Below are 10,952 nucleotides of genomic sequence, written 5' to 3' on the forward strand. Positions count from 1 at the left end.
GACGAGCATGACGCCGCGACAGAAGGTGGACCGCTGGTCCCACATCCCGGACTCGTCCACCGACTACACCTGCGCCGTGCGTGGCGGGGGTGTCCCGGCGACGGCCCATCGGCCCAGGTGCTGCAGCTTCCAGCGCACGGGGTCGTGGAGCGTGTGGGTGCGCGCGTTGCGCCAGTGCCGGTCGTGGGCCCCGGTGGCCGTGCCGCGTGCGGCCGAGCGGGTGCCGCCCAGCTCGAACCCCACCGACGTGACCTCGAGGGCCGCTCGGTCGCCCAGCACCTTCGCGGCGGCCACGGAGAGCGACGCCTCGGTGGCGGCCGCGTCGGACGGCTCTCGCCACGTGGCGTCGACGGCGCGTGCGGCGACGTCGAGCGCGGCCTCGGCGGCACGGACGGCCACCTCCAGCTCGCCGTAGCGCTGGACGAGCAACGGATCGTCCTGTGCGCGGTCGACCCCGGACTCGAACCAGGGCCGCGAGGACGTACGGGTGAAGGTCGCCGCGTCGGTCAGCGCGCCTCGCGCGATGCCCACGTCGATCGCTGCGTGCAGCAGCTGGGCGAAGGCCCCGTAGCCGTGCGGACCGCCGACCGCGGCCTCCCGCTCGGCGACGTGGGTCAGTGGGACGCGCACGGCGTCGAGCCGCACCGTGCCGCTGGCGGTGGTGCGTTGGCCGAGGGCGTCCCAGTCGTCGATCACCGAGACGCCGGGCGTCTCGGCCGGCAGGAACGCGATGCGGTCCGCACCGTCACGGTCGCGGGCCAGCACGGCGAGCCAGTCGGCCAGCACGCTCCCGGTGGCGTAGAACTTCTCGCCGTCGACCACGGCCCACCCCTGGTCGTCGATCCGGACGCGGGTGGCGATGTCGGTGACGGTCGCTCCCGTGCGCTCGGACTGCGCGTTGGCCACGCGGGCTCCCCTGAGGACGTCCCCGAACAGCTGCTGCTGGAGGGCGGGGGACCCGGCGATCTCGGCGAGTCGCAGGTACACGAAGTGGCTCTGGGGCACCTGCGCGACGCTCGGGTCGACCGTGGCGAGCAGCCGCAGGAGCTCGGCCGCCTCGACTGCCCCGCCGCCCGGTCCGCCGTGGGTGGCCGGCACCGTGACGGCCAGGGCGCCGAGCGCGGACAACAGGTCGAGCTCCGCGCGCGGAAGGGCCCGCTCCCGGTCGCGCTCGCCCGCTCCTGCGGCGATGGTCGGCAGGTGCTCGGCGACGGTCACGACGAGCTCGGACGGCGGGACGGTGCTCACGACGGCAGGGGCTCGCGGGTCCAGGAGGACCGGAAGTCCAGCCCGCTGCGCTGGAAGAGCTGGGTGACGGGGCAACGGCGTTCGAGCTCGCTCACGAACCGGTCGAAGGCGGCCTCGTCGGCATCGGTCTCGACCGTGGCGACGACGCTGACGGCGCGGAAGTTCGCGTCGCCCTCGGCGCCGCCGACGAACACGGACGGATCGAGGTCGCCCTGGGCGTGGAAGGTGAACGCGCCGAGGGTGAGGCCGAGGTCCTTCGCGACGAGGGTTGCGGTGATCTGGTTGCACGACGTGAGCGCGCCGAGCGTGTACGCCAGCGGGCTGGGGGCCGCGTCGGATCCGCCGAAGGCCGGGTAGGTGTCGGCGTGGAAGACGTGGGCGTTGTCACCTCCGACCGTGATCTGCTGCGCGACACCGTGGCCGGTGCTCTCGACGACGAACGGGACGAGGGTGGTGGTGCTCATGAGGGGTCCTCTCGTTGGGTGGTGCGACCAGCGTCGACCTCGCGGTCGACGCCTGGGTCGCGTGTCGAGCAGTGGGCTGGTCTGCGTGAAGGGCAGCGGGGTGCTAGGCCCGGGCGGGGACCGGTGCGTGACCGGTCACCCGCCCGAGCGGTCCTGGGTGGGAGAGGGGCTCACGTGTACCAGCTGGGCTCGGGGATCTTCCCGAGCAGCGCGTACTCGCCGACCTCGCGACGCTTGTACGCCACGGGGTCGTGGAGCGTGTGCGTCCGCGCGTTGCGCCAGAACAGGTCGAGGCCGACCTTGTTGCTGGATGCCCGCGCCCCGGTGAGCTCGAAGATCTTCGTGCCTACCTCGAGGGCGACGTCGTTCGCGAGCTGCTTGACCGCGGCCACCCGCACGGCCACCCGCCCACGTGCCTCGGGCGTCAGGTCCTCGCGCGGCGCGTGGAGAAGGGTGGAGATCTCCCGGCCCACCTCGTCGGCCAGGGCCTCGGCGGCCCACAGCTGGCTCTGGAGTCGGCCGTAGCCCTCCAGGACGTACCACTCCTCGCTCGCGCTGGCCTTGTCGTCGCCGCCGTAGGGCCACGGTCGCGTGGTCGAGCGGGTGTAGGCGGTCCCCGCCTTGAGGCCACCTCGCGCGATGCCCAGGTAGAAGTTGCTGAAGACGAGCTGGATCGTCGGCAGGTTGAGGGTGCCGTAGACCAGCTCGACCAGCTCCTTGTCGACGTAGCCGGCGGCGGCCGCCCACGGCACTCGGACGTCCGTGATGGTGACGCCCCCGGACTCGGTGAGCCGCTGGCCGAGGTTGTCCCAGTCGTCGTGGAACACGATCCCGGGCTGGTCGCTGGGGACGATCGCGAAGATGTGCTTCTCGGTGCCGTCGAGGACACCCTCGAGGACGGTGAGGTCGCTGACCTTCGAGCCGGTCGAGAACGACTTGCGACCGTTGTAGACGATCTCGTCCCCCTCGTCGCGGATGGTGAGGTCGCCGTCACGGGGGTTCACGGCGCCGCCGAAGAAGAGGTTGCCGGTCGTGTAGAGCTCCTCGACCGCGGTGATCTGCTCGGGTGTGCCCACGAGGCGGACCGCCCAGGCCCACAGGTAGTGGTAGGCCAGCAGCTGGCCGATGGACCCGTCGCCGGAGGCGACCTCACGCACGACCTGGTACGCGAGGTCCCACGTCTGGCCCGCGCCGCCGTGCTCGGCGGGACCGAGCAGCGTGACGAGGCCGGCATCCTTGAGCAGCTGAACCTCGGCCGTGGGCACGGCCTGGGCGCGATCGCGCTCGACGGCGTCCGCCGCCAGGATCCCGGCGACGTCGGCCGCTCGCTCGAGCCAGCCCTCGCGGGTGGTGGGTCGGGCCTGGTCGGCCCAGGGGGAGGAGGTGACGGCCTCCTGCACGGTGATGTTCTCGGTGGTGGTCATAGTCTTGCTCCTGTTCCTTGCGCTAGTGGGGAATGCCGCCCGTCGGGGTCTCGCCACCCCGGCGGGCACCCGCCGGCCTCTGCCGCCGGGGGATCGTGGTGTCAGGCCGACGTGAGGGCGTCCTCGCCGAGGGTCCCGGCCTCGACGGCCTGCGTCTCGAGCTCCCGGACGATCGGCAGCACCTTCTCGCCGAAGTACGCGATGTCCTCGAGGTAGTGCAGGAAGCCGAGCAGGAACAGGTCGACGCCGCGCTTCTTGTACTCGACGATGCGGGTGGCCACCTGCTCCGGCGTGCCGACGAGCCCGGTGCGGAACCCGTCGTTGTACTGGACGAGGTCCCGGAAGGAGGAGTCGGCCCACATCCCCTTGCCGTCGCTCGTGCTGCTGCCGGCCTGCTGGACGGCCTGGCGGAAGCCCTCGACGGCGTCGGGGTTGGCCTTCGCGATGATCTCCTCGAGCACGTCGCGGGCCTCGGCCTCGGAGTCGCGGGCGACGACGAAGCCGTTGAGGCCGAACCTCACCTGCCCCTCGCGTCCGGCGATCGACGCGTTCTGGTTCACCTCGAGGTACTGCTCGGTGAAGCCGTCGAGGTCCTTGCCGTTGGAGAAGTACCAGTCGGCCACCGAGCCGCCGTTGCGGCGGGCTGCCGTGGAGTTGCCGCCCTGGAAGATCTCCGGGTGCGGACGGCCCGGCACGTCGACCGGTCCAGGCTTCAGGGTGAAGTCGTGGATCCGGTAGAAGTCGCCGCGGTGCTCGAACCCCTCCTCGGTCCAGAGCCCTCGCAGCACGCGGATGAACTCCTCGCTGCGGCGGTAGCGCTCGTCGTGCTCCAGCCACGGCTCGCCGAGGCCGGTGAACTCGTCCTTGAACCAGCCGGACACGACGTTCACCGCCGCGCGACCGCCGGAGATGTGGTCGGCGGTGATGATCCACTTGGCCAGCACCGCCGGGTGCCAGAGACCGGGGTGGACGGCGGCGATGACCTTGAGCTTCTCCGTCTGGGTGAGCAGGCCGAGGCTGAAGCTCGTCGACTCGTGCTGCTGGTCGGCGCCGTACGACGCGGTGTAGCGGACCTGGCTGAGGGCGTACTCGAAGCCGACCTGCTCGGCGAGCTGGGCGACCTTCACGTTGAAGTCGTAGCTCCAGTCGGTGCGCTGCTCGATGGTGCTGGTGACGAGTCCGCCGGAGACGTTGGGGACCCAGTACGCGAACTTCAGGGGATCGGTGCTGATGGGCATGGCGAAGCAGCCCCTTCCTGGTGAGAGGTGATGGAGGTGGTGAGGAGGTGGCGGGGTCGGCTCAGTCGTGACATCGCTCGGCGAGCGGCGAGTGGACTCGCATCAGAACGCCTTGTGGGTGCCGAAGGTGCGCTGCCAGTAGGTGAGCGGCTGGTGGTCGCCGGTCTCGGCGGACACGACGGTGCCGAGCACGAGCACGTGGTCGCCCGCCGGCACGGTGCCGGTCACGTCGGCCAGGACCCAGGCATGGACGTCGTCGAGGCGCGGTGCGCCGTCGTCGCGCCACCCGATGTCGGCGAAGCGGTCGTGGACCTTCGTCGCGAACCGCAGGGCGACCTGGTCCTGGTGGGCCGCGAGCACGTTGACACCGAAGCGCCCGCCGCGCTGCAGGCGGGCGAGAAGGCTCGACGTCCGCGACAGGGACAGCAGGATCATCGGCGGGTCCATCGAGAGCGACATGACGCCGCTCAGGGTGGTGCCGTGCGGGCGCCCTGCGGCCGACGTCGTGACGATGGTGAGCCCGGTGGCGAAGTTCGCCATGGCGTTGCGCAGGGCCGTCTCGAGCGTGGTGTCCACGGACACGGTCATCTCGTCCTCCCCAGGTGTGCGGTGGTGATGTGTCCACCGTGGACCGCGGGGAGGGGGTCGTGGCACCTGCTCAGGAGGTGGGACGTCCTGGGGCGTCCGGTCGGCCCGTGCTAGTCGTCAGGCAGCGGTCGCGCGCAGGGCGTTGATCGAGTCGTCGGTGCAGGTGTCCCAGAACCCGCCGACCGCGTCCTCCACGTGGGCGAAGGAGTCTGCCGCGAACAGCACGTCCTGGTAGTGGGTGATGTCGTAGTCGGTGGTGCCCATGGCCACGACGTCGAGCGGCTTGATCGTCATGCCGCGGAACTCCTCGATCTCGCCGGGGCTCGACAGGATTCCCGCGCCGAAGGCCTTCAGGCCGTCGGGCTCGTGCACCACGCCGAACTCGAGGGTGAACCAGAAGACCCGGCTGACGAACTCGAGCGCCTCGGCCGTCTCGACGCGACGGGCCGCCTGGCCCGCGGCCTCGTACAGGCGGGTGAACCGGGGGTCGGCGAGCGTGTTGCCGTGCCCGACGACCTCGTGCAGCACGTCGGGCTCGGGCGTGTAGAGCGGGACGGAGTGGTGGCGCACGTACTGGGTGGCCCAGAAGCCGTGGTCGGCGAGGGCGCCGTAGAACTCGCGCAGGGGCACGAGCCCGGCGGCAGGGCGGTACCGGAAGCCGGTGATCGGCTCCAGCCGGTCGGACAGCTCCTCGAGCTGCGGCACGCGGTCGAGCGGGAGGTCGAGGGCGGCCTTGCCGTCGAGGAACTCGCGGCAGGCGTAGGTCTCGTGCTTGGCGAGGAGGTCCTCGCTCACGACGCGCCACACCTCGTGCTCGGCGTCGGTGTAGGGCGCCTCGGGGGCGGGCTCGCCGGGCTCCCACCGGTGGGCGAGCGTGGCCAGGAGGTCACGGCGCTCGCGGTACTCCGGGTCGTGCAGCCCGGGGTGGTCGGCGCCCAGCTCGACGGTCATCCGGCCGTCGTCGGTCTGCTTCACGGGGGCGAAGTACTGGCCTTCCTCGAACACGGGTCCTCCTGTCCGCGGACGACCGGGTGGGGGTCCGCCATGGGTGGGAGCGGTGCCGGGGTGAGGCACACGCCGATGACGCAGCAATGTGGTGCTGGTCACATCCATCCAACCATGGGCCTACACGGACCGGAAGGTCGTGGCGCTACTCGCCCGTCGAGCCGTCGATCGCCTCGCGCAGGAGGTCGGCGTGGCCGTTGTGGCGGCAGTACTCCTCGATCATGTGCACGACGATCCATCGCAGGGAGAGCGGCTCTCCCGTGCCGCGCCAGGGGCGCACGCCGAGGGTGTCGAGGCCGTCGGCCGCCGCCTCGAGTGCGGCGTCGGACCTCGCGACGGACTCCTTCCAGAGCGTCAGGACGTCGGCCGGGTCGTCGTCGACCGCCGAGTGCCAGTCCCAGTCGGCGTCGGCCTGCCAGTCGGTGCTCCGCCAGGGCTCCGACGGCTCGCGTCCGAGGAACACCTCCCCGAACCAGGAGTCCTCGACGTAGGCGAGGTGCTTGAGCATCCCGCCCAGCGTCATGGTCGACGGAGGGTGCGTCGCGGCCAGCTGGTCACGGGTCAGCCCCTCGAGCTTCCACGCGAGCGTGCGGCGGTGGAAGTCCAGGAAGCCCCGCAGCGTCGACATCTCGTCACCCGCGAAGGGCGGATCGATCCGGCCGTGCTCATCGGCCGCCCGCGGCCCGGCACCCCCGCCGTGCTCATCGGCCGCCCGCGGCCCGGCACCCCCGCCGTGCTCATCTGTGGTCATCCCTCACTCCAGCACGTGGCCGGGGAGCGCGGCAAGAGGACGCGTCAGCGACCGAGGAGGTGGCGCAGCACCCCACCGCTGCGGGGCTCGTCGGGATGTCCGGCGCACCACTGGTCGTCGGGGACCGTGGCGCGCACCTGGGCGACGTGCTGGCCGCAGCCGGCCCAGGTGGTCTTGGAGCAGGTGGAGCAGGTCACGGGTCGGCACATGTCGGGACTCCTGGGTCAGGGGGTGGTGGGTGCGGGCTCGTCCTCAGGCGCGAACTCGCAGAACGCGTCGTAGGCGCGCGGGCCGTGGATGGTGGCGGGGCCGCCGTGCATGAGGAACGTGACGCCGATGGCCTCGGCGGCCTCCTGGCGGGTGGCGCCGGCGCGGGCGGCGGCCTGGGCGTGCGACGCGATGCATCCGTCGCACCCCTCCACGACGCCGATCGCGAGCGCGATGAGCTCCTTGGTGCGGACGTCGAGGGCGCCGTCGGCGAAGGCCGCGCGGTGCAGCTCGCCGAAGCCCGCGTAGACGTCGGGGACAGCGCGCCGGAGGGCGCGGTGCAGGGGCGACAGCTCGTCGAGCACGGCCTTTCCGTGGGTCATGACGAATCTCCTCTCCATCCCCCTGGGGGGATCCTGTCAGGACGCTATCACACATCCCCCTGGGGGGTTAAGATGCGAGCATGCACCTGGAGCCCGAGGACACCAAGGCCGTCGCCCTTCGCATGAAGCGCGCCCACGGCCACCTGGCCAGCGTCATCCGCATGCTGGAGGAGGGCGCGGAGTGCGAGGACGTCGTCACGCAGCTGGCCGCCGTGAGCAAGGCCCTCAGTCGCAGCGGCTTCGCCCTCGTGAGCACGGGGATGCAGAAGTGCGTCACCGAGGGCGAGGACGTCGACGTCGCCCGGCTGGAGAAGGTCTTCCTGTCGCTCGCGTGAGGCCCCTACCCGAGCACGCGCTCGAGGTAGGGGTTCGAGAACACGCGGTGCGGGTCGAGCTCGTCGCGGATCGCGACGAAGTCGTCGAAGCGGGCGTACCGACCGCTGAGGTAGTCGGCCCCGAGCGTGTGCATCTTGCCCCAGTGCGGTCGTCCCTCGTGCGCGGTGAACACGTCCTGCGCGGCCGCGAAGTACGCCGTCGGGTCGACCCGGTGGTACTGGTGCACCGCCACGTAGCAGTTGTCGCGCTCGTGCCCTGTCGACATCCACACGTCGTCGGCGGCCGTGAACCGGACCTCGATCGGGAACGACACCGTCTCGTGTCCCGCGCCGAACCACTGCTGAAGCGACGCGATCACCTCGGGCAGGGCCGCCCGCGGCATGGCGAACTCCGACTCGCGGAACCGGACGCGCCGCGGGGAGACGAACACCTCGTGGGAGTGGTCCGCGTACTCGCGGGCCGACAGCGCCGACCCGCTCAGGTGGTTGATGCGCGGCACGAGTGACGGAACGCGACGGCCCACCCGGTTGGCCACCTCGAACAGGCCGTTGCTCAGGAGCTCGTCGTCGACGAGGTGCCGCACCCGCCCCACGGGTGCGCGCTCGGACCCGTCCGGCACCCTGTTGTTGCGCTTGACGAGCGCCTTCTCCGTATGCGGGAACCAGTAGAACTCGAAGTGGTCGTTCTCCTCGACGAGCTCGGGAAGCCGGTCCAGCACCTCGGGCAGCGCCATCGGCTCCTCGCGGGCGTGCAGCAGGAACGTCGGCACGCACTGGAGCGTCACCTCGGTCACGATCCCCAGCGCGCCGAGCGTGACGCGGGAGGCCCCGAACCACGGGTGCTGCTCGTCGATCTCCATCACGTCGCCGTCGGCGGTGACGAGCTGCACCCCGACCACCGCTGCGGAGATGCCGTGCAGTCGGTGGCCCGTCCCGTGGGTGCCCGTGGACACCGCGCCCGCCACCGACTGGGGGTCCACGTCGCCGAGGTTCGGCAGCGCCAGCCCCAGCGCGAGCAGGCGTGGGTTGAGCGCGTGCAGCGAGATGCCCGCCTGCACCCGCACCCGAGACGTGGCGGCGTCGTGTCCGAGCACGGCGTCCATCCTGTCGAGCCGCAGCAGCACGCCCTCGGTGGCCGCGATCGGCGTGAACGAGTGGCCGGCGCCGTAGGCCTTGACCGGCAGTCCCTCGGCGCGTGCCGCGCGCACCGCCTCGACCACCTCCTGCGTCGACGCCGGGTGCAGCACCCGCCGCGGGTGCGCTCGGACGCTGCGGGCCCAGTTCTGCCACAGGACGCTCATCGCGCCGCCGACCGCTCGCTCATCCGAAGTTCTTCCCTTCTCCGCGATACGTGGGCACCGTCTCGGCGCGGCCGGCGTCGTCGACCAGCGTGACCGCGTCGAAGCGCTCGCACATCTCGCCGGCCTTGGCGTGGCGGAACACCACGCGGTCGCCGATGCGCAGGCCGCGGGCCGCCTTGCCCCTCACCGGGGTCTGCACCTCGCCCACCCCCTCGGTGCCGAGGAGCGTGAGCCCCTCCGGCCACACCGGAGTGGGCATGCGGTTGGCCTGCGCCGGCCCTGACGCCGTGTAGCCGCCGGCGAAGCACGTGGCCACGTCCTTGGCGGGCCGGCGGACGACGTCGAGCACGAAGTAGGCCGCCGGGTGCGCCTCGAACGCGTCGTATCCGTCGAAGAGCGTGGGGGTGAACAGCCCCGAGCCCGCCGTGAGCTCGGTGATGGCGGGATCGGCCCCGGTGACCTCGAGGCTGCCGGTGCCGCCCGCGTTCACGATCTCGAGGTCGGCGTGCTGCGAGACGGCGCGGACGACGTCGCCCCGACGGTGCGCGAGCTCGGTGCTGGAGATCCGCTTGACCATGCGGACGGCCGGCGACGTGTCCGGCAGCCCCGCGACCTGCGCGTCGTAGAACATGACGCCCACGAGGTCGAAGCCCGCGTGGGCGCTGACGGCGCGGGCCAGGGCGCCCGCCTGCTTGGCCGAGTGCACGGGCGAGCGGCGCACGCCGAGGTGGATCGGGTGGACCCCGAGGACGCCAGGACGCAGGGAGGCGTCGACGTCGAGGCAGACGCGCAGCTCGGGGTGGGACCCTCCGACGAGGGTGTCGACGACCCGGAGGGCCTCGACCGAGTCGATCATCAGCGTGATCGCCGCCCGGCGCCGCTCGCCCTCGATGCTGCGCTCGGTGAGGAGGAGCAGACCCGCGCGGTCGACGGTCGGGTAGGCGAGCAGCACGTCGTCGGTCACGCCCTGGTCGACGAGCCAGCAGCTCTCCGCCAACGAGTAGGACATGACGCCGGCGAAGCCCGGACGGGCGAGCGTGCGCTCGATGACCGACCGCACCCGCACCGACTTGCTGGCCACGCGGATCGGCACGCCGGCTGCGCGCCGCACGAGGTCGTCGGCGTTGGCCCACAGTGCCGGGGCGTCGAGCGCCGCGAGGGGAGCCGAGAGTGGAGCGGTGGCCGAGAGCAGGCGTGCGAAGGGTGCGCTCACCCGCTCAGGATGGCACGACCTGGAGGGTCAGCGGGAGGGCCCGGACGCAGGCTCGTGCTCAGTCGCCGAGCAGGGGGCCGAGCAGGCCGTCGAGCAGGCCGGGAGTCGCGCTGGGCTCCGGCGCGGCGCTCGACGGAGCGGGAGCGGGGCGCTGGGTGGTGGCCGCCGGTCGGGGCGAGCTGGCGCGAGGAGCCGACGTGCGAGGGGCCTTCGACGGTGCCGCCGTCGCGCGGTCCGACGGCTTGGGGTCGGCCGGCTCGTCGGTGTCGTCGGACGACTTCGTGGGTCGCGGTGTGGGCGACGGCTTCGTCGTGGGCGGCGTCAGCGACGTGGTCGGGACCCCGGCCGGCGCGTCGCTGGCGCTCGACCGGTCGCCGCCACCCGTGGCGGACACGAGGGCGACCGTGCCCACGGTGAGCATGGCCATCACCGCGAAGGCAGTGGTCAGGCTGACGGTGCGAATGCGCATGGGGTCCTCGATGATCGGCGGCGTCGTCCACGGTAGAGGAGGACGTGCACCCCTGTCTGTGACGGCAGTCGCCCTACGATGGGTCGGTACGCCTCCGTAGCTCAGTTGGTAGAGCGCCTCACTTGTAATGAGGATGTCGCGGGTTCGACTCCTGTCGGAGGCTCTGATTCGACGGTGGATATGAGCGCGCCGCACGTGTCATGAGGATGTCGCGGGTTCGACTCCTGTCGGAGGCTCTGATTCGACGGTGGATATGAGCGCGCCGCACGTGTCATGAGGATGTCGCGGGTTCGACTCCTGTCGGAGGCTCTGATTCGACGGTGGAT

At 71.7% G+C, this 10,952-nt stretch carries 13 protein-coding genes and 1 tRNA gene; 2 read left to right on the top strand and 12 right to left on the bottom strand.

Annotated elements, in window-relative coordinates:
• Positions 1–63: 63 nt before the first annotated feature.
• The 9 genes from NBW76_RS03895 to NBW76_RS03935 form a co-directional block, all read right to left on the bottom strand.
• The gene (locus NBW76_RS03895; RefSeq protein WP_056556340.1) at positions 64–1,248 is read right to left on the bottom strand and encodes an SfnB family sulfur acquisition oxidoreductase; all 1,185 of its coding nucleotides are present in this window, start codon (positions 1,246–1,248) and stop codon (positions 64–66) included.
• Entirely contained in the window at positions 1,245–1,712 is a 468-nt protein-coding gene (locus tag NBW76_RS03900) for an OsmC family protein (protein WP_055963272.1), read from the bottom strand. Before NBW76_RS03900 ends, NBW76_RS03895 begins: the two co-directional genes overlap by 4 nt.
• A 170-nt stretch (positions 1,713–1,882) precedes the next feature.
• Positions 1,883–3,136 (bottom strand): acyl-CoA dehydrogenase family protein, encoded by a 1,254-nt coding sequence (locus NBW76_RS03905; RefSeq protein ID WP_056556337.1) that lies wholly within the window; start codon positions 3,134–3,136, stop codon positions 1,883–1,885.
• Between the two features lie 101 nt (positions 3,137–3,237).
• Positions 3,238–4,374 carry a dimethylsulfone monooxygenase SfnG gene (gene sfnG, locus NBW76_RS03910; RefSeq protein WP_055963279.1) on the bottom strand — a complete coding sequence of 379 codons (1,137 nt, stop codon included), beginning with the start codon at positions 4,372–4,374 and terminating at the stop codon, positions 3,238–3,240.
• Positions 4,375–4,476: 102 nt separating this feature from the next.
• Complete coding sequence (locus NBW76_RS03915) at positions 4,477–4,962, bottom strand: flavin reductase family protein (RefSeq protein WP_056556334.1); 486 nt, start codon at positions 4,960–4,962, stop codon at positions 4,477–4,479.
• A 117-nt stretch (positions 4,963–5,079) separates the two neighbouring features.
• Positions 5,080–5,967 (bottom strand): phenylalanine 4-monooxygenase, encoded by an 888-nt coding sequence (locus NBW76_RS03920; RefSeq protein ID WP_056556332.1) that lies wholly within the window; start codon positions 5,965–5,967, stop codon positions 5,080–5,082.
• Positions 5,968–6,112: 145 nt separating this feature from the next.
• Positions 6,113–6,718 carry a DinB family protein gene (locus NBW76_RS03925; protein ID WP_082482038.1) on the bottom strand — a complete coding sequence of 202 codons (606 nt, stop codon included), beginning with the start codon at positions 6,716–6,718 and terminating at the stop codon, positions 6,113–6,115.
• A 44-nt stretch (positions 6,719–6,762) separates the two neighbouring features.
• Positions 6,763–6,927 carry a hypothetical protein gene (locus NBW76_RS03930; protein WP_164468783.1) on the bottom strand — a complete coding sequence of 55 codons (165 nt, stop codon included), beginning with the start codon at positions 6,925–6,927 and terminating at the stop codon, positions 6,763–6,765.
• 15 nt (positions 6,928–6,942) lie between these two features.
• Positions 6,943–7,308, bottom strand: a complete 366-nt coding sequence (locus NBW76_RS03935) for a carboxymuconolactone decarboxylase family protein (protein WP_056556326.1) — start codon at positions 7,306–7,308, stop codon at positions 6,943–6,945.
• An 80-nt stretch (positions 7,309–7,388) separates the two neighbouring features.
• Between NBW76_RS03935 and NBW76_RS03940 the strand changes: the two genes are divergently transcribed.
• Complete coding sequence (locus NBW76_RS03940; RefSeq protein ID WP_055963293.1) at positions 7,389–7,643, top strand: metal-sensitive transcriptional regulator; 255 nt, start codon at positions 7,389–7,391, stop codon at positions 7,641–7,643.
• A 5-nt stretch (positions 7,644–7,648) separates the two neighbouring features.
• Here the strand turns inward: NBW76_RS03940 and NBW76_RS03945 are convergent, their stop codons facing one another.
• From NBW76_RS03945 to NBW76_RS03955, 3 genes are read right to left on the bottom strand one after another with little or no spacing between them, the layout of a single operon-like run.
• Entirely contained in the window at positions 7,649–8,944 is a 1,296-nt protein-coding gene (locus tag NBW76_RS03945; RefSeq protein ID WP_056556323.1) for a D-arabinono-1,4-lactone oxidase, read from the bottom strand.
• Between the two features lie 19 nt (positions 8,945–8,963).
• The gene (locus tag NBW76_RS03950) at positions 8,964–10,157 is read right to left on the bottom strand and encodes an alanine racemase (protein ID WP_055963301.1); all 1,194 of its coding nucleotides are present in this window, start codon (positions 10,155–10,157) and stop codon (positions 8,964–8,966) included.
• A gap of 58 nt (positions 10,158–10,215) precedes the next feature.
• Positions 10,216–10,626 (bottom strand): hypothetical protein, encoded by a 411-nt coding sequence (locus NBW76_RS03955; RefSeq protein ID WP_056556320.1) that lies wholly within the window; start codon positions 10,624–10,626, stop codon positions 10,216–10,218.
• Between the two features lie 90 nt (positions 10,627–10,716).
• Between NBW76_RS03955 and NBW76_RS03960 the strand changes: the two genes are divergently transcribed.
• A tRNA-Thr gene (locus NBW76_RS03960) sits at positions 10,717–10,789 on the top strand.
• Positions 10,790–10,952 lie beyond the last annotated feature (163 nt).

Origin of the sequence: Aeromicrobium sp. Leaf245, assembly GCF_942548115.1 — a bacterium.
GTDB lineage: Bacteria > Actinomycetota > Actinomycetes > Propionibacteriales > Nocardioidaceae > Aeromicrobium.